This window comes from Hymenobacter lucidus, from assembly GCF_020447265.1.
In the GTDB taxonomy this organism is placed as follows: domain Bacteria; phylum Bacteroidota; class Bacteroidia; order Cytophagales; family Hymenobacteraceae; genus Hymenobacter; species Hymenobacter lucidus.
In genome coordinates this window covers 198,182-217,467 of sequence record NZ_JAJADR010000001.1, presented here as the reverse complement: position 1 = coordinate 217,467, position 19,286 = coordinate 198,182, and the positions used below count along the sequence as shown (strand labels likewise).

At 58.8% G+C, this 19,286-nt stretch carries 11 protein-coding genes; 5 read left to right on the top strand and 6 right to left on the bottom strand.

Translation table 11 applies throughout. From position 1 onward, the window contains the following. The first annotated feature begins 57 nt into the window (after positions 1–57). From LGH74_RS00915 to LGH74_RS00905, 3 genes are all read left to right on the top strand, one after another. A complete protein-coding gene (locus LGH74_RS00915; RefSeq protein ID WP_226170503.1) occupies positions 58–2,796 on the top strand; it encodes a 4-alpha-glucanotransferase in 2,739 nt (912 codons plus the stop codon). Between the two features lie 474 nt (positions 2,797–3,270). Next, positions 3,271–7,308: a DUF6923 family protein gene (locus tag LGH74_RS00910; protein ID WP_226170500.1), complete on the top strand. Its 4,038-nt coding sequence runs from the start codon at positions 3,271–3,273 to the stop codon at positions 7,306–7,308. Between the two features lie 136 nt (positions 7,309–7,444). Further along, entirely contained in the window at positions 7,445–8,416 is a 972-nt protein-coding gene (locus LGH74_RS00905) for an NAD(P)/FAD-dependent oxidoreductase (RefSeq protein WP_226170497.1), read from the top strand. An 87-nt stretch (positions 8,417–8,503) separates the two neighbouring features. On the opposite strand, the gene LGH74_RS00900 is transcribed toward LGH74_RS00905, so the two are convergent. The 3 genes from LGH74_RS00900 to LGH74_RS00890 all read right to left on the bottom strand — a co-directional run bounded on the left by LGH74_RS00900 (position 8,504) and on the right by LGH74_RS00890 (position 10,259). After that, positions 8,504–8,863: a hypothetical protein gene (locus tag LGH74_RS00900; protein WP_226170493.1), complete on the bottom strand. Its 360-nt coding sequence runs from the start codon at positions 8,861–8,863 to the stop codon at positions 8,504–8,506. Positions 8,864–8,908: 45 nt separating this feature from the next. Next, entirely contained in the window at positions 8,909–9,331 is a 423-nt protein-coding gene (locus tag LGH74_RS00895) for a roadblock/LC7 domain-containing protein (RefSeq protein ID WP_226170490.1), read from the bottom strand. 304 nt (positions 9,332–9,635) lie between these two features. Next, positions 9,636–10,259: a carboxypeptidase-like regulatory domain-containing protein gene (locus LGH74_RS00890; protein WP_226170487.1), complete on the bottom strand. Its 624-nt coding sequence runs from the start codon at positions 10,257–10,259 to the stop codon at positions 9,636–9,638. Between the two features lie 581 nt (positions 10,260–10,840). On the opposite strand from LGH74_RS00890, the gene LGH74_RS00885 reads away from it, so the two are divergent. After that, positions 10,841–13,345 (top strand): DUF5686 and carboxypeptidase-like regulatory domain-containing protein, encoded by a 2,505-nt coding sequence (locus LGH74_RS00885; protein WP_226170485.1) that lies wholly within the window; start codon positions 10,841–10,843, stop codon positions 13,343–13,345. Positions 13,346–13,420: 75 nt separating this feature from the next. On the opposite strand, the gene LGH74_RS00880 is transcribed toward LGH74_RS00885, so the two are convergent. Next, positions 13,421–14,950 (bottom strand): family 43 glycosylhydrolase, encoded by a 1,530-nt coding sequence (locus LGH74_RS00880; protein ID WP_226170482.1) that lies wholly within the window; start codon positions 14,948–14,950, stop codon positions 13,421–13,423. 712 nt (positions 14,951–15,662) lie between these two features. Here LGH74_RS00880 and galK point away from each other — a divergent pair. Beyond that, positions 15,663–16,814, top strand: coding sequence for a galactokinase (galK, locus tag LGH74_RS00875; RefSeq protein WP_226170480.1), 1,152 nt, complete (start codon positions 15,663–15,665; stop codon positions 16,812–16,814). Positions 16,815–16,890: 76 nt separating this feature from the next. Here galK and LGH74_RS00870 read toward each other — a convergent pair whose 3' ends face one another. Next, complete coding sequence (locus LGH74_RS00870; protein WP_226170478.1) at positions 16,891–18,177, bottom strand: sugar MFS transporter; 1,287 nt, start codon at positions 18,175–18,177, stop codon at positions 16,891–16,893. Between the two features lie 195 nt (positions 18,178–18,372). Beyond that, on the bottom strand, positions 18,373–19,263 hold the full coding sequence (locus LGH74_RS00865; protein WP_226170476.1) for a glycoside hydrolase family 16 protein: 891 nt from the start codon (positions 19,261–19,263) through the stop codon (positions 18,373–18,375). Positions 19,264–19,286 lie beyond the last annotated feature (23 nt).

The window sequence follows — 19,286 nt, the reverse complement described above, 5'->3', positions numbered from 1 at the left end:
AAAAACTTCCCCTTTCACTCTATTATCTTTCGCCTCCAATTCGATTTCCACCCTCCCATGATTCTACGTTTTACCCTGCCATTCCACACTGCCTGGGGCCAGCGGCTGGTGGTGTGCGGCTCCGAGCCCGCCCTGGGCTCCTGGAACCTGGCTCAGGCCCTGAACCTGCACTATCACCCTGCTTCCGGTACCTGGAGCCAGGAAATCAGCTTGCCCGACGAAGCGGCCGGCACGGTAGAGTACAAGTACATTCTGCTGGATGAGCGTACCGGCAACCAGGATTGGGAGTGGGGCGAAAACCGGCAGGTAAGCTACGACGGCCGCCAGTTTGGCCGTATTGTGCTCGAAGACTACTGGCGCGCCGCCGCTCAGCCCGAAAACGAGCTGCACACCGCCGCCTTCACCAAGGCCCTGATGCGCCGCCCGGCCCGGCCCGCCACCAAAGCTGCTCAGCCCGCCGCCCGCCTCGCCGATTCGGTGGTGCGCTTCCAGCTGGCTGCCCCCCGCGTCGATTCTGACCACCAGCTCTGCGTGCTCGGCTCCGACCCAGCCCTCGGCGCCTGGGACGCCCGCAAGGCCGTCGTCCTCTCCGACGCCGACTACCCAACCTGGACGGCCGACGTAGCCCTGGAGCACCCTGAGCGCACCACGCAGTATAAATACGGCATCTGGGACCCACGGGAAAAGAAAATACTGCATCTGGAGGCGGGCGACGACCGGGTTATTTCGCCCTCAGCCGACCGCAAAACGTTGCGGGTGCGGGCCGATGAACATTTCCGCTACCCCACCGGCCACTGGCGCGGGGCGGGCGTAGCCTTGCCGGTATTCGCGCTGCGCAGCCGCCGCGGCTTGGGCGTAGGGGAGTTTCCCGACCTGAAGCTGCTCATCGACTGGGCCGCCAGCACCGGGCTGAAGATGGTGCAGATTCTGCCCATCAACGATACCACCGCCACCCATACCTGGGTCGATTCGTACCCCTACGCGGCCATTTCGGTGTTTGCCCTGCACCCGCAGTACCTCAACCTGGACGATATTGCCGAGTTCCAGGAAGCTGCTGACCGCCAGGAGCTGGAGAAGTTGCGCGACGAGTTTAACCAGCGCGACTTTGTGGACTACGAGCCGGTGATGAACGCCAAGTGGCAGTTCATCAAGACCCTATATAAGCAGGAGAAGGCCAAATTCTTGGCCGACCCCGAGTTCCAGAAGTTCCGGGCCGAGCAGCAAAGCTGGCTGGTACCCTACGCAGCCTTCTCGGCCCTGCGGGACCGGTTTGGCACGGCCGACTTCAGCAAGTGGCCCGCCGAGTTTCAGACGCCTCAGAATCTGGAGCAGCTCACCAGTGAAGACCAGGCGGATTTCGACGAGTTCGGCCTGCACTTCTTCACCCAGTTCCACCTCGACAAGCAGCTGCTCGAAGCCGTGGAATATGCCCGCCAGAGCGGCGTGGTGATGAAAGGCGACCTACCCATCGGTATCTACCGCCACTCGGCCGATGCCTGGACCCAGCCCGAACTCTACCACATGGACCAGCAGGCCGGGGCCCCGCCGGACGACTTCTCGACCACGGGCCAGAACTGGCGCTTCCCGACCTACAACTGGGAGGGGATGGCCGAAGACGGCTACGCCTGGTGGAAGCAGCGCATGAGTCACCTTTCACGCTACTTCGACGCGCTGCGCATCGACCATATTCTGGGCTTTTTCCGCATCTGGGAAATGCCTGGCCACTCAGTAGAAGGTCTGCTCGGGCACTTCTCGCCGGCCCTGCCCCTGCACCGCCACGAAATCGAGCAGCGCATCGGCTGGTTCGACCACAGCCGCCTGTGTGAGCCTTATATCCGCTGGCACATCCTGACCGATATCTTTAAGGAGCAGGCCGAAGCGGTGAAAAACGAGTTTCTGGACGAAGCCAGCCACGGCATCTTCCACCTGAAACAGCACCTGCGCACCCAGCGGCAGATTGAGGAAGTATTCGAGCACAAAATTGCCGCCGAGCCCAGCAACCACGACCACTACGTGTGGCTGCGCACGGGCCTGTATAAGCTGGTGAACGAGGTGCTGTTTGTGCCCGCCGAGCAGGCCGACTTCTACCACCCGCGCATCACGCTGCCCAAAACCTACTCGTTCCGGGAGCTGGATGAGCATACCCGCCACCGCCTCCACGACCTCTACAACGACTTTTTCTACCGTCGCCATGAGGACTTCTGGCGTGAGCAGGGCATGGTGAAGCTACCCGCCGTGCGTTACGCCACCAATATGCTCATCTGTGGCGAAGACCTGGGCATGGTGCCCGAGTCGGTGCCGGGCGTGATGAAAGCGCTGGGCATTCTAGGCCTCAACATCCAGCGCATGCCCTCCGACCCCAAAACAGAATTCGGCCACCCCGGCGCAGCGCCGTACCTGTCTGTCGTCAGCCCTGGCTCCCACGACATGAGCACCGTGCGCGGCTGGTGGGAAGAAGACCCGACCCGCACCCAACGCTTCTTCGAAAATACCCTGGGCCACTGGGGCGAGGGTGCACCCTACCACTGCGAGCCGTGGGTAGCCCGTGAAATAACGCTGCAACACCTGCACTCACCCGCTATGTGGGCCGTATTCCCGCTTCAGGACCTGCTGGCTATGGACTCGGACTTGCGCCGGGCCAACCCACTCGACGAGCAGATCAACGTGCCCAGCAACCCAACCCACTTCTGGAAGTACCGCCTGCACCTGAACCTGGAAGACCTGGTGCAGGAAGTAGGCTTCAACCACGATGTACAACTGCTGCTGAACCGTAGCGGTCGGCAGCGGGTCTATTAACCCATTTGTAGAGCTACGGCGGCAGGCTAGAGGGCCAGGAAACGGACAAGTTTTCTGGCCTTTTCCCTATCTGTCAGGGGTGGGCAATCCACTCTGCAATCCAAATCGTATCGGTAAATGACAATCTTACCGGCAGCGGTAAGGCAGAAATTGTACCGTTACAGAATATGAGTTGAGATGCCCGGCTTCCTACACTTCAGCTTAGCTCTTTCCAGGCAGTTGGATTCTTTAAAGAGCGTCTTCACTGTCAACCAGGGAATGATCCAGAAATGCTCAGACAAAAACCAGCGCAATTCAGCGAGCGGCTGCAAATGTTCGGCGAAAAACTAGAGGTAATTAAGTTGTACAGAGTAAGTTTGCATACTGGTTAGTGTGTCTGAACAGAAACCAACACTTTTTAGAATTTTCTCTGCTCTTTTTATAAACTTTCCTATGACAACAGTCTTACGCTTAACAGCTGTGCTGTTATTCTTGTTGGCACTTTCTCCGCAAAAGGCACAAGCCCAGTCTGAAGGCACAGCCTTCTCTTGCGACGGTACTTTCTACCAGATTCGCCAGATCGGAACCGGAGCCACAGCTTACTCCGCACTGTACGTTGTAGACCGTTCCACGGCTGCATACTCCACCAGCGTATTTACGTTTGGCGGCACCAACAACACCGGTAATCTGGGAGTGGTAGTTAATGCCCTGGGCTACAACCCCCAGGATAGCTACCTGTATGCTATTACCTATCCGGCCGACAACAACGCCACGTTTCTGAATGCCACGACCGGTATTCACCTCTACCGTATTGGTCGGGGCGGTATTCGTGACCTGGGCAAGACTAACCTGCCGCTGGCCCAATACAACTCGGGCTCCATCGACAAGCAGGGTAATATGTACCTGACGACCCGAAACAGCGCGGGCCAGTTTCTGAATACCCTGTTTCGCCTGAAGCTTTCTGACTTCAGCACCGTACTTACCAGCCACGATGAGCTGCCGCTGGTACAGCCTAACGGCACCGCCGCTACGGCCGACTACACCGATATTGCCTACAGCCCCACTACCAACAAGCTCTACGGCTCGAGTGAACTGGACAACCTGTTCAGCATCGAAATCGTCACGGATGCTCAGAATGTAACCCGGGCAGTACAAACTCCCATTGCCAGTGCCAGCACTTCCACCCAGATTCTGGGCTCGAACTTCTTCGACATTGCCGGTAACCTGTACTCGTACTCTAACACGGGTGGTATCTACTCCATCAACCTGACGAACGGAACCTCCACCCTGATTAGCAGCGTAGACGCGGCCCCCAACAGCGACGGCGCCAGCTGCATCAACCCTAGTGAGCGGATCGACGTGGTGAAGGAGTTTACGGGTTTGGCTGTTAGCAACAACGGTCAAACCGGCGGCAACCGCCGCACTTACTACGACATCAGTTTCGCCATCCGGGTAAAAAACACCGGCACTACTACTATCACGAATGTGCAGGTGTCGGACTTCCTGGACAATACGTTCGGAGCGACCCCCTACACCATCCAGACGGCTCCGGCCGTTACCAACTTCAGCATAAACTCGGGCGCTGTACCTACACTGGCGGCTAACGCGGCCTTTGATGGCGCAACTACCGATGCTGACCTGCTCAGTGGCAACCAGTCGCTAACGGCCGGCCAGAGCGCCTTGATTACGTTCACAGCCCGCCTGACGTTTGCCGGTGGTACACCCACGATTCCAAACACGATTTTCAACAACTCGGCCTACGCCTCAACGACCAGCGGCACCGGCAACCAGGGTCATATTAAGCTGAGCAACGGCACTGTCATCCCCCCCGGCAACCTGCTGGCCCAGGATCAGTCGACCAACTCGGGTGGTTTGCCGCTTACGGCTAACGGTGATACCCCTTCGCCTACGCCGGTGCGCCTCACGGCTGCTATCCAGGGTACGGTATTCGAAGATGTTAACTATGGTGGTGGCGCAGGCCGCAACCAGCCAAATAGCAGCGGCCAGGGCACTGCGGCCCGCGTAGAGTTGTATAGCGTGGTTAGCGCTGGTGGGGTAGATACCTACACTTACCTGAACGCTACTACCACCGACGCCAACGGTAACTACATCTTCACTACTACTACAGGCACCAACAACCTGGCAGCCAACACGACCTACGGTATCCGTGTTGTCAACAACTCGGTACGCAGCACCCGGCCTGGTTCGACCAGCGCCCTGCTGCCGGTGCAAACCTTCCGCACCGATGCTACCACCGCTACGCTGGCTGAAGTAACGGACCGCGTAGGCGGCGAGCAGCCCGACGAAGCCGACTATGGCAACGGCGGAACAGGTACGCTTCCCCTTTCAGGCGCTGATGCAACCCAGGAAATCCAGACCATTACTAAAGTGCTGACGCCGGCTTCCGGCCCGCGTGTGGGCATCGACTTCGGCTTCAACTTCGATGTGGTAGTAAATACCAACAATACCGGTCAGGGCTCGTTGCGCCAGTTCATTACCAACAGCAACACGCTGACCAACGAAAACCTGGCCCAAACCAGCCCCCTAGCCGGTGGCACGCTCACGGCCGGTACGGAATATGCCGTGTTCATGCTGAGCGACGGCCGCACTACGGGTACCGCCCTGCCCGGCCTGCGCCTCGGCACGCCTGCCCCTACTACCTACAACGCCACAACTGGCGTATTTACCTTCAACGTGACGGGCTCAACGCTGCCGACTATTACCGATAACAATACGGCTATTGACGGCAAGCTCCAGTCGCGCCTGACGGGCGAAGATGCCGCAGTATCGGCCACGAGCACGGGGGCAGAAATTGCCCTGAACTTCAGCGCCAACCCGCCTACGACCAAGGGCGTAGGTGGCCTGAGCACTACCGGAGCCAACACCCGCTTCGCTTCGCTGTCGTTGTCGAATGCCCAGAACAGTAGCCTCGATATTGCTGGTGGCTTTGCTTCCGATGGTTCGGCAGTAACCTTTGTGTTGGCTAGTTCGGCTGGTTCTATCGTAACGGACGTCACGACTGCCAACAACGCAGTGGCTTCGGTACTGCTGCTCAATGGCGCTACCGATATCAGCGTAACCAACAACATTCTCCGCACGGGTAAGGCCAGCACTGCTACCGCCTCTACGTTTGCCTTCGATGGCGCGGGTATCCTGATTTCAAACTCGTCCGGTAACACCATCACCGGCAACACCATCAGCGGCAACGCGGGCTACGGCATCGAGTTCCAGGCTGCTGGCAGTGCAGTAAATGATGGCAACACCATCTCCGGCAATACCATTACCGGCAATGGTGCCAGCACCTTGCAAACGCGCGACGCAGGTATCAGCATTGCTCGGGGCAACAACAACCTGATCAGTGCCAACACCATCACCGGTAACTCCGGCGACGGTATCATGGCCATGACGGGTACTTCGGGTAACCGTTTCAGCCAGAACAATACCAGTGGCAACAACGGCAGCGGCGTAACCGGCAACCTGGGTATCGACCTCTCGGCCGACGCTACTATCAACGGGGATGGGGTTTCGCTCAATGCCAATGGCAAAACGGCCTCTACTGGCGCCAACGGGGTACTCAACTTCCCGGTGTTTACGCAGGCCACCATCAGCGGCACCAACCTGCTGGTAACCGGCTACTCCCGTACCGGCGCCGTTATTGAGTTTTTCATTGCCAGCGCCGATCCAACCAACTTCGGTGAAGGAGCTACCTACTTTGCTACCGCCACCGAAAACACCAGTGCCGACGTGGACCGCCGCATTGGCACCTACAGCGGTGTAGTAGGCAATATGGGCCTGAACCAGGGCTCGGAAACCAACGCCAGCCGCTTCGCCTTCTCGATTCCGGTTACTGCTGCGCAAATCACCAGCCTGACAACCAACAAGCTCACGGCTACAGCCACGGTGCCAGCTACCGTCGACGGTCTGAATGTGGGTAACACTTCGGAGTTCTCGGGTATCATTACCGTAACCAACAACGCCCCGCTGCCCGTGGAGCTGACTACGTTTGAAGCCCGCGCCGTGGGTCAGAACGCCCAGCTGACCTGGACTACCGCCTCGGAGAAAAACAACGACCACTTCGTAGTGGAGCGTGCTTATGGCGAGCAGGCCTTCACCCAGATTGCCACGGTAAAAGGTGCTGGCACCAGCCTGCAGGAACACAGCTACAGCTTCACCGATGCCGGCATTGGCGCCAAGAACGTGGGCACGATCTACTATCGTCTGAAGCAGATTGATACCGATGGCACCGTAAACCAGGGCCCGGTACGCACGCTGATCTTCACCGGTGAGAAAGCAGCTGACGCCGGGGTATATCCAAACCCAGTCGTAGCCGACACCAAGCTTGACCTGACGGCGCTGCCCGCCGGTAGCTACCAAGTGTCGATTGTAGACATGACGGGCCGTACCCTGAGCACGGAAACATACGCTGGTGGCATCCGTCATCCTTTCGCCGTGCGCGAGCTGACGGCTGGTTCTTACCTAGTGGTTGTCCGCGGCAACAACGTGAAGCTGACCAAGCGCATAGTTAAAAACTAAGCGTGACCAACTCTATCAAAAAAGCCTCTCCCAACCGGGAGAGGCTTTTTTGTTGTCCGTTATTACAGGCAAATGAGCTGATCTGTTAACCGTAGTGGGCTTTTTGAGGTATAGTAGTCCCTAGCCCGTTCCACTCATGCCACACCCATCTGCTTCGCTCATCCGGCACCGCGCCCCTGCCCAGCCCGCCACCGACTACGACGTTGTTATTATCGGGGCGGGTAGTGCGGGGCTGAGCGCGGCCCTGGCTCTGGGCCGGTGTTTGCGCCGGGTGCTTATCTGCGACGGGGGGCCACCGCGCAATGCCCCTTCCCCCGGCGTGCAGAGTTTCTTCACGCGCGACGGTATCAAGCCGGCAGAACTATTGCAGTTGGGCCACCAGCAGCTCAAACCCTACGACACCGTAGAAACCCGAGTGGCCCGCGTAACGCAGGTATCGGCCGGGGCCGGGCAGTTTGAGCTGCAGGCCGAAGGGGAAACCGGGCGCCAGTTTACTGTTACGGCCCGCAAGGTGCTACTGGCTACCGGCGTAGAAGACGAGCTGCCACCGGTAGAAGGCATGCGTGACTTGTGGGGCCGGGGCGTGCTGCACTGCCCTTACTGCCACGGCTGGGAGGTGCGTGGCCAGCCCCTGGCCGTGTACGGGCGCGGTAAAATAGTAACGGGACTGGCCCTGCTGGTAAGCCGCTGGGCTACCGATGTAGTGGTGTGCACCGATGGCCCCGGCCACCTCTCCAACAATGCCCGGCGGCGGCTGCGCCAGCAAAAAATCCGGCTGTATGAGGAGCCCATCAGCCATCTGGAAGGAAAGCCAAATGGGGAATTGCGCCACATTGTGTTCGAAAATGGCGAGAAGCTGGCCCGCCACGCGCTGTTCGTGCATCCGCACCAACACCAGCGCACCAACCTAGCTGAGCTGCTGGGCTGCCGCCTCACCAGCAAAGGCGCCGTCTGGATCAACAAACACTCCCAGACCAGCATCAGCGGCCTCTACGCGGCCGGCGACACTACGCCGGGGCCGCAGAAAGCCGTGCTGGCCGCCGCCGAAGGCACGCTGGCTGCCATTGCCATCCACGAAGCTTTGACCCGGGAAGAGTGCCCGAAGTAACCCGGCAGCCCGTTGGTAGGTACCAAAGCAAAAAGCTCATCGGCATAGGTGCCAATGAGCTTTTTGCTTGTATGCAGAAGGCTAAGCTTAGTTCAGGCCGGAGTTGGCTTTCAGGATCTGACGGGCCTGGGCCAGGTTGGTGTCACGCGAGTTGACGGCCAGGTACACGAACATCGAGCCATCCGACGACAGCTTCAGCAGGTGTAGCTGATCGGTCAGGGTGAGCAGAATGTCCTGCACGGTCTGGTTCAGTTTCAGGGCCTGGATAGCCTTGAGCTTGGCTTTTACTACTTCGGTGTTGTAAGCAGCGGCCGTCTCGATATCGAAATCAGCAATGTTAGCATGTGAAGCCAGCGGCATGCCGGTTTCGGTTTCTACTACGGCTACTGCCAGCAGGGTAGGCAATTCGGCCAGGATATTTTGAACGGTTTGTTTGGGGCTTGCCATTGTAAAATGAGCGTGTGAAGTAAAAAGTGTGTTGAAAACGTAAGATTAAGCCGTGTGACGGCGCATGATTTCTTTGGCAATACCCAGGTTTGCATCGGCCATCCGCACAGCCAGAAAACAGTACCATTTACCGTCGTTCAGGGGCCGTAGGTGATGCAGCTGATCTTCCAGAATGACGGAAACATCCGTCAGCGGACCGCCCACCCAGGCTTTAGTAGTCAGGGCCTCATCCATCGTCCGGAGCAGCTTGGCGTGACGCAAGCTGATCTGGTTGGGGTTGTAGGCGCTGTTGGTGGTATAAAAAGCCAGGACTTTCCCCGAACTCGTGTCGACGACGCAACTCATCAGCAGGTCCGGAATGTCTGCCAACAGGCCTTCCAGTACTTTCTGAGCGCGCTTCCCGCTTTCATCAGCTACTCCTACCGTGACTTTCTTTAATTGGAGTCGATTGAAAAACGGAATATTCATTGGCTGAAAAAGGAAGAACCGGATGCTGTCAGCCGGGGCCGGCTACCAGCGACGGCCGGTACTTCGTTACAAGGGGTATTACTTTACTGGTTGCCACCGCCGGCCAGACAATAGCCGCTGGAACAACTAGTGGATAGAGGGCCGAAAACTCTTCAGAACTCCGTGTGCGGAATTCCAAAGAGTTTAATGCAGCCTATTTCGGTAGCTGATACAGGCAGAAGAAATCTTTGTTATCGGCTTTTCCGCGTCGCTCCACTTTATCAGCAGGCAGGGTGCTTGGTAGCAGGGGCTTGCAGCCCCTGCTTTAAAAATTCCACCAGTGGCGCTTTTTCACCTTGGCCACGGCATCGGTACGGGGCAGCAGGGTTACGTTCTGCACGCTACGGCCTTTCACCTGCACTTCATCTTCGGTGTAGCCACCGTAGCCAAATTGCAGCCGGGAGGTTTGGTTGGCGGGCACCAGCATCGAGTAAGCTCCTTGGGCGTTGGTAGTTACACCGCGGCCACTGATTTTGTCCAGTACCGTAGCTCCTACCAGCGGCCGACCATTCTCGTCCAGAATCCGGCCGTTTACCACCGCCATTTTCTTGGCAGCAACAGCTTCGGCGGCTACCGAAGCCATTTCGTCGCTGGCTGCCGAAACCAAAGTTGCAGCGGGTACGCCGATGCGGGCATCTTTGGCGGGCAGGCTAGTGCCAGCCAATACTGCCCCACTGATCAGGGCGCCGACCAGCACAATAGAGCCAGCTCGCCGACGGAAGCGCACGGGCTCAGTGCGCATCAAATGAAACTGGTGCTGCAGCCAGCCCACGGGGCGCACGTCGTGGCCCTTGGCACGCAACGCGTAGAAGCGTTTCAGCGCCTCGTCGCCGGCATTCGAGTTTGCCTTGAGGTAAGCATCTACTAAGTCAGCATTACTACCGGACAAATCTCCCCGCAGGTAGGCGTCTCGATACGTGGGTAGTAGTTCTCCTGTCGCAGGATGGAACGGGTAAGCGGTTAAAGCCATTGTTGTAAGATAGAGGTGTGAAAAGGGTAGGGCGGCTGCCGTGAAAGCAGGTAACGGCAGGGCAATATCTACTGTGAATAATCCTAATACCAACGTTATTCGTTAAAGGTTACAAATCCATGTATAAACATCCTTTTGCGGACGATAAAAGTTTAAAGTCCTTTTTTTGACTGAATACAAAACAAAATCTTACTTTTTCAATAGCAGATGAAAGTAAGCTCAACAGCTTTAATCCAATTTGGATTGATTATGGAGCGAGCCTTGTTAAGTACTAGCCACTTGGCTGAACAGAATGCCAAGATTTAGAAATAGTAATACTTCAAGTCAGTGGCAAAGGCCCTACCTTAAAGGAGACTTGCGGAGGACATAATTGGGAACGGCAGAAATGAATGGTTTTCAAGACCTAATCGGATTTTTGGTATTCTTTGCTTGCCCCTTATTATGTAACTTTCGAAGCTGCGGTTTCTCACCTCTTGCCTGATCCGGTTGCTGTGTAGTCTATGAAGCATACTTACGCGCTGTTATTGTTATTACTGGTCGGGGCCTTGCCTGCCCAGGCGCAGCGCATGGTATTCTCGGGCCGTATTACGGAAGCGGCCACCAACCAGCCCGTGCCGTTTGCCTCGCTGTTTGTGCCCGGTACTACCATCGGCATCACCGCCGATGCCGAGGGCCGCTACCAGCTTACCCTTACCCAGCCGATTGATACGCTGGCCGCTTCTGCGCTGGGCTTTGTGGCCCTAAAGAAGCCGGTGGGCCGGCAGGAGCAGCAAACCGTCAACTTTGCCTTGCGCTCCGGGGCCGTGGCGCTAAGTGAGGTAGTGGTAAGGCCCACCGAAAACCCGGCCTACGTGATTTTGCGGCGCGTACAGGCTCACAAGCCCCAGAACGCCAAGCGCAACCTGAAGGCTTTCGAGTTCGACAGCTACAACCGCATCCAAACCACCATCACTGACCTGCCCGACCGCCTGGCCAAGCGCAAGGTGATGCGCGACATGCTGGCCCTTTCCGACAGTATGAGCAAGGGCCAGGCCAGCAGTAAATCCCGGTCATTGCCGGTGTTTGCCTCCGAAATTCTCTCGCGCTTTTACGTGCAGACGCACCCGGTGCGGAAGCGGGAGGAAATCCGGCGACGCCAGATGCGCGGCCTCGGGCCTCGGGAAGGCTCGGTACTGTCCCAGATTATGGGCTCTTCCTTCCAGGACTACGACTTCTACCCGAACTGGCAGAATATTCTGGGCAAAGACTTCATTTCGCCCATTGCCGACGGCTGGAAGCTGGCCTACGACTACGAGCTGCAGGATTCCGTGTTTGTGGGCAAAGACTGGTGCTATCAGCTGGCCGTGAAACCCCGCCGTGCCCAGGATCTGGCGTTTTCGGGCACCATCTGGATTACGGCCGACACTTACGCGCTGCGCAAGCTGGATTTGACTAAGAGCCCGGAAGCCAACATTAACTTCGTCAGTGAGCTGCGCATCTACCAGGAAATGACTTCGCCCGAGGAAGGCGCGGGCCTGCCGTTGCGCACCCGCGTAGTTATTGGGGTGAAACCTGGTGAGGAGCAGGTAGGCATGTTGGCTCAGTTTACTACAGTAAACTCCAACTTTGAGCGCAACCACGAGCGGGACCTGGCTTTCTACGACAACCCGGTGGAAACGGCGGCTAATGCCAACCAGATTCCCAAGGGCTATTTCGACCAACACCGCCCCGATTCGCTCAGCCTGGCTGACCAAACCACCCTGGCCGTGCTCGACTCGGTGCGGGAGCTGCCCAGCGTCCGGTCGTTGCTGGACGTGGCCGACGTGCTCGTGAACGGCTACAAGCGCGTGGGCCGCATCGAGCTGGGCCCGATTATTTCAACTTACGGCTTCAACGACATTGAGGGGCACCGGCTGCGGTTCGGGTTCCGGACAACGCCGGAGTTGAGCCGTAACTGGCTGGTGCGCAGCTACGTGGCTTATGGGTTTCGGGACGGACGCCTGAAGTACGGCACCCGAATCAGCCGTATTATCGAGCGGCAGCACTGGACGGTGCTGGGCGCCGAATACCGCCACGACATCGACCAGGTAGCGTTGCTCGACAACGAGTTTGGGCAGGAAAACCCACTTTTCGACGCGGCGGCTCGCATCGGGCGTATCCGGGGCAGCCGCCCGCTGATGCGCGACGTGTCGGGCCTTTCGCTGCAGACCGACATCGTGCGGGGCTTCACCCAGAAGATCATGCTGCGCCACCAGCGCTTTACGCCGCTCTATGATTTTGCCTACTACAACACGGAGCAACGCGTGCCCGGGGCGCCCACGGCCGCCAATATCACCCTCTCGGAGTTGATTCTGGAGTCGCGCTACGCCCACGACGAAGTGCTGGTGGAAACCGACAACCGGCGGCGGGCCATTGGCCTGATGCGCTGGCCGGTATTCGTGTTCCGTTACACCGTTGGGGCAAACCATTTGTTTGGCAGCGACTTTAAGTACCAGAAATTCAATTTCGTTACCACCCAAAGCGTGCAGGTCGGTATCTTCGGCCGCGCCGACTACCGCGTGGAGGCCGGCTACATTCCGAGCACGGTGCCCTACCCCATTTTGAAAACGCACACCGGCAACCAGTCGCCGTTCTACAATGGCGCGGCCTTCAACCTGATGCGCTACTTTGAGTTTGTGAGTGACCGGTATGCTTCGGTGCGGGTAGAAGACCACTTTGAAGGCTTGCTACTGAATAGCGTGCCCCTGCTGCGCAAGCTAAACTGGCGGCTGCTGGCCACCGGCAATATTCTATTTGGGGGCGTCAGTGAGGCCAACCGCAACTTGTCGCCGCCCCGCCACCCTTCCAACAACGAGCCACTGCCCACGTTCCGGGCCCTCGACCACGGCCCGTATGCCGAGGTGGGCTACGGTGTGGAAAACATCTTCAAGGTGGCCCGCGTGGACTTTCTGCACCGCCTGACCTACCGCGACGCCCCCGAAGCCCGCAACTTCGGTGTCAAGCTCAGCCTGCAGTTCAAGCTCTAGCCAGCACTGATACTCACAAAAAAAGCCCCGGCAACAACTCGTTGCCGGGGCTTTTCCGGGGGAAAACTGCTAAGCCTAGCGCTTGTTGCGCAGAGAAAACTGATTGAACGCCACCGTAGAGGAAGCCGGCCCCTTCGCGAGCAGCGCCACCCGAATGCCCCGGTCCCAGGGCGGCAGGTAGGTACCGTTGATGGCGAAGCTTTCGGTGGGCATGGCCTGCCAGAGCACCCCTTCGAAGCTATAGCTAAACCGGTACCGCTGCCCGCCCCACACTTCCAGCCGCAGCCACAGCTTTGGGCAGTCGTTGGCGGGCAAGTCCACTTTGGTGAGGCACTGCCGCACGCCACCTTTCACGTGCCAGAGCTGCAGGCTCTGGTCGCCGGCCATTAGGACCAGGGTGTTAGCATGGTCGCCGATGGCGCCGAGACCAGCAAGGGTGCCAGGCTCCAAAGAGGCAACATCGAGGCAGGCCACGGCTTTGTAGGTAGCGGCAAACGTGCGCTGGGCCACCATGGCACCCAGTCCGGCAGCGTTGGCCGTAAGCAGCAGCTGCCCGTCGCTTACGCCCACGACGGGCTGCTCGCCCACTGGCCACTGCCAGGTAGCGGCCAGCTGCCGGCTCGTGAAATGGTCGGTTACGTCGAGCACATTCAGGTTGCGCAGGGGCGCGGCCTGGGGGCTTTTGCCCTCAAACTCGGGCCAGCCTTCCGCATTCCAGGTAAACTCGCTCAGAATGCCCTGGCGGCCCACAAACTCGTGGCTGTCGGTATAATACGCGTGGTGGAGCAGGAACCAACGGCCCTCATATTCGGCCACCGTACCGTGACCGGGGCACTTCCAGGTTTTGTTTTTGTCGAGAATGGGGTTCTGCGGGCACTTCTCCCAAGGCCCGAGCAGGCTCTGGGCGCGGGCCACTCCGGTAGCGTAGTTGCAGCACTTGCCGCAGCAGCCATTGCCGGCGTAGAACATGTAGAAGTAGCCCTGGTGGCGCACAATGGCCGAGCCTTCGACCAGGCAGCCCTCCCACTTCTCAGTATTGCGGAATAGCTCCACCTTCTTGCCTACCAAGGCCAAGCGCTTTTCATTGATGCGCTGGGCCCAGATGGGCGTGGGCTTGCTCTTGCTGTTGCCGTCTTCCTTCCACACCAGGTACAGGTCGCCGTGCTCATCGCGCACCGGGAAGCCGTCGATGGAGCCCAGACGCTGGCCTACCAGCGGGCCGTGGTCGGTGTAGGGCCCCTCGGGCTGGTCGGCGCTGGCTACGGCTACGCACAGCGGGCCGTTTTTCTGCCGGGCGGTGTAGTACACGAAGGTTTTGCCACCCTCATAGAAAATTTCCGGCGCCCAGAAGTTGGCGTCGCACCACTCGGGCAGCTGGCCCGGAAATACGTGGCTGACCAGTTCCCAGTCGACCAGGTTATCGGATTTAAACAAAGGAAACACGGGCCCCCACTCAGCCGACGTGGCGCTGGCCCAGTACGTATCACCGATTTTGGCAATGGTCGGGTCGGGGAAGTCGCCGGGTAGCACGATGTTGGCGTAGTGGCGGGCCGCTACTGCCTCCACGGGCGGGGCCACGGTCGGGACGGAATCGACGGCAGCCACGACGGCACTACAGTCAGACGGATACTCTACCGGGGGGACCAACGCGTAAGAAGGTCCGCTTTCGAAGTCGAACGACACAATAGATGGGATTGGAGGGGAAGAGGACAGAAGGTTTTCGGGGCAAAGCCGGCCGGGAAGCCGGTATCAATACGCTATTCAACTCGCCTGCACGTAAGGGGCCTGCTCCTGAAGAGCGGTAGGTAAAAGGGAATTTCCCGGACCCTGTTTAGCGCAGCAAACCGAAAGATACTGTTTTACTTTCGGCCACAAACAAACAACTGCATTTTTTTAATAAACCTGGCAATGCCTACCACTGAGTAAAGACTGCATCCAAAACGATGCCTGAAAAAAAACCGCTAACAAGCAAAGCCGTAAAACAGGTTCTATTCAGGGTATTTTTCAGAAAGCGGGCTGTAGCGAGGCTCTATTGAAGTGCAGCACAATTCGGGCCACTCTTAGGTATTAAGTCTATTTTATTTGTCGCAAAATATGACTTAACCAATAATTCTCAGAAATCGATAAAGAATTTCACGAATGCGGGGCGCTAGCATGAAGTGCAACAGGCCAGCACATTACCTTTTTCGGGGCGAAATTACCCCTGCTGAAAATAACGAACCTGCAGCGGCCAAACTGCACGCGGCAGCGTAAAATATTGAGCATATTCGGCCCCGCTTACGGGCGGGCCCTCCATCCTTACTTTTTCTTTGCCTTTATGCTACTTCACGACATTGCCGCGTCTTTCCGGCAGCAGTTTGGCACCGAGCCGCTGCTGGTGCGGGCCCCCGGCCGCATCAACCTGATTGGTGAGCACACCGACTACAACGGCGGCTACGTACTGCCGGCGGCCATCGACAAGGAAATGTACTTCGCCGTGGCCCTCAACCAAAAAAACACCATCCGGTTGCGGGCTTACGACCTGAACGAGGCGGTGGATGTGGCTACTGATGCCGTAGCGCCGAGTGATACGCAGTGGGCCAATTACCTGCTGGGCGTGGTGGCGCAGCTGCAGAAGCGGGGCTTGGCGGTGCCGGGCTTCGACTGCGTGTTTGGCGGCACGGTGCCGGCCGGCGCGGGCTTGTCATCGTCGGCGGCGGTGGAGTGCGGAATGCTGTTTGCCCTCAATACGCTGCTCAATGCCGGGCTGGCCCCGATGGAAATAGCCAAGCTGGGCCAGGCCGCCGAGCACGAATACGCCCAGGTACTGTGCGGCCTCATGGACCAGTTTGCCAGCGTATTCGGCCGCGACGGGCAGGTGGTGCGCCTCGACTGCCGCTCCCTGGACTACGAATACTTTCCCTTCGATACCACGGCCTGCCACATCGTGCTCTGCAACTCGGGTGTAAAGCATGCCCTGGCCAGCTCCGAATACAACACCCGCCGCCAGGAGTGCGAGCGGGGCGTGGCCATTCTGCGCCAGTATTACCCGGAAACTCAAACCCTGCGCGACGCGACGCTGGAGCAGCTGGAGGCTCACCGCGACGAGCTGGGCCCGGTGGTGTACCGGCGCTGCGCCTACGTGGTGCAGGAAAATCAGCGCGTGGTAGCTGCCTGCCGCCATTTAGCCGCCGGCGACCTGGCCGCCGTGGGCCGGCAGATGTACGCCTCCCACGCCGGCCTGCGCGACGACTATGAAGTGAGCTGCCCCGAGCTGGACGTACTGGTGAAACTGGCCGAAACCCAGCCCGGTGTGTACGGGGCCCGCATGATGGGCGGCGGCTTCGGGGGTTGCACCATCAATCTGGTGGCCAAGGAGCACGTTGCCGCTTTCGTGGAGCACATGAAGGCGGGTTACCAGCAGCAGCTGGGCCTGGCGCTGGAAACCTACGAGGCCACCATCGTGCATGGCGTGAGTCTGGCCCGGTAACCCCGGCCGTAATAATCGAAAAGCCGCCCGCCGATAGGTTCGACGGGCGGCTTTTTCTGTGTTTGTTCCTCAGTTGCTACGCTACGCTAGGGCGGCTGCCGCGCAGGCCGTACCACACGATGTAGCAGTAGCAGAGTACCGGCAGAATGAAAGCCAGGCGCAGCGCATGTACCCCGCCCCCACCGCTGGTGCTGTCGGCAATGAGGCCGAAGAGCGGCGGAATGATGGCCCCGCCCACAATGGCGGCCGAGAGCAGGCCCGAGGCGTCTTCGGTGTGGCGGCCCAGCCCGGCCACGGCCAGCGTGAAGATGACCGGAAACATGATAGAGTTCATCAACCCCACGGCCAGCAAACTCCACATAGCCACGGCCCCGCTGGTATTAATGGAAATGAGCACCAGCACCACTGCGCCCACAGCATTGAAGGCCAGCACCCGGCCCGGATTGAGCTTGCGCAGCACCCCAATGCCCAGAAACCGGCCTACCATGGCGGCTCCCCAGTAGAAGGCCACCTGCTCGCCGGCACTGCGGGCCGGCATGCCCATCACCTCGCTCTGGCTCAGGTAGCTCACGATATGGGAACCAATGGCAACCTCGGCACCCACGTAGGCGAAAATACCAACCAGACCGAGCACCAGATGACGGTAGTGCCAGGCGCGCTGGGTGTCGCCGGCCGGGGCCGGGGCATGAGCAATGGTGGGCAGCTTGAGAAACAGCAGCAACCCACTGATCAGTAGCAGCACGGTCCCGATGCCCAGATACAGATACTGTACCGAGGTTACGTCGAGGGCGGCGGCCTGCGGGGCCGAAAGCTTGGTCAGGTCGGGCAGGTGCGACAAAATGAGACGGGCTCCGAGAATGGGCGCAATGGTGGTAGCCAGGGAGTTGAAGGCCTGCGTGAGCGTGAGGCGCGACGAGGCCGTAGCCGCCGGACCCAGAATGGCTACGTAGGGGTTGCCGGCCACCTGTAGCGTGACGATGCCCGTAGCCAGCACGAAGAGCGCACCCAGAAACAGGCCGAAAGTGCGACTCTCAGCCGCCGGAAAAAACAGGAAGCAGCCCAGGGCCGCCACCAGAAAGCCCACCAGCATGCCGCCCTTGTAGCCCAGGCGCTTCACCAGCATACCGGCCGGCACGCCCATCACGAGGTAGGCCCCGAAAAAGCAGAAATTCACCAAGTTGACCTTGGCATAGCTGAGCGTAAAGAGCCCCTTCAGGTAGGGAATCAGAATGTCGTTCAGACAGGTAATGAAGCCCATCATGAAGAACAACACCGTCAGGGAAGCCAGGGCGGAGGTGTAGCGCGGCGTCTCCTGCCCGGTATCGGGCTGGGCAGTGACGGAAGAAGGAGCAACGAGAGCCATACGGAGGGAGATGAGGGGAGAAATAGAAAGGTACTAATCGGCGCGAAAAGAGGCCGGCCCCGCGCTCCTAACCTTCGCGAAACCAGCCTCTACGCCACGGGGCTTGTCTGCATGAGCAAGCGGCCGTGGTATTTCGCCGGAAGAGTGTAATGCGGAATGCCCAGAGCACGGCGCGGCCAGCGGCATTAAGTGTTCCTACTTGTACTGTAAGTAGCGCACGTAATCGACCTGCATCTGTTGGGGGAAAACCGTATTGGCCGTTGGGTCGCCGTCGAAGTTGCCGCCCACGGCCACGTTCAGAATCACGAAGAACGGGTTGTTGAAGGGGTATGAGTGGGGCCCGACGTCGCTGCGGGTAAAGGTGTAGTAGGGTTGGCTGGCCCCGTCCAGGTAGAAGCGCATCATGTCCTTGCTGCGCACCATGCTGAAGACGTGGAATTCGTCGGTAATGTCGTAGCCCAGGGGTTGGGTCTTGCCTACATACTCACGGTTACCGCTGCTGTTGGCGAAATGCATAGTAGACAAAAACTCCTGGGGCTGGCTGCCGCGCAGTTCCATAATGTCAATTTCACCGCACTTAGGCCAGTTGTTCTGGTCAATATCGGCTCCTAGCATCCAGATGGCAGGCCAGATACCCTTGCCTTTGGGCAGCTTGGCCCGCACGTCGATACGGCCGTACTGGAAGGTTTTCTTGCCCTTGGTAATGAGGCGGCCCGAGGTGTAGGCATTGTTGCCGGACTGCTGGCGGCGGGCCTCAATGAAGAGGTTGCCGTTGCTCAGGTACACGTTTTGGTTGGAGTTGGTGTAGGCCTGCAGCTCGTTGTTGCCCCAGCCACCACCACCCAGCTCGTACACCCATTTGTTTTGGTCGAGGGAGCCACCATCAAACTCGTCGCTCCACACCAGGGTCGTGTACTGGTCGTAATTCTTGGGCTGCTCATTAACGGCCGGGTCCGTTATGGGCGGATTCACCGGGCCGGGCACGTTCTTGGTTTTCGTTTCGGTGCAGCTTAGTAGGCTCAGAGCCAGCAAAGCACTAACGCCTACCTGTCGGCTTCGGCGCACCAATTGGAACTCGGTCTTCATATACTAAGGTAAAAACAAGCAGT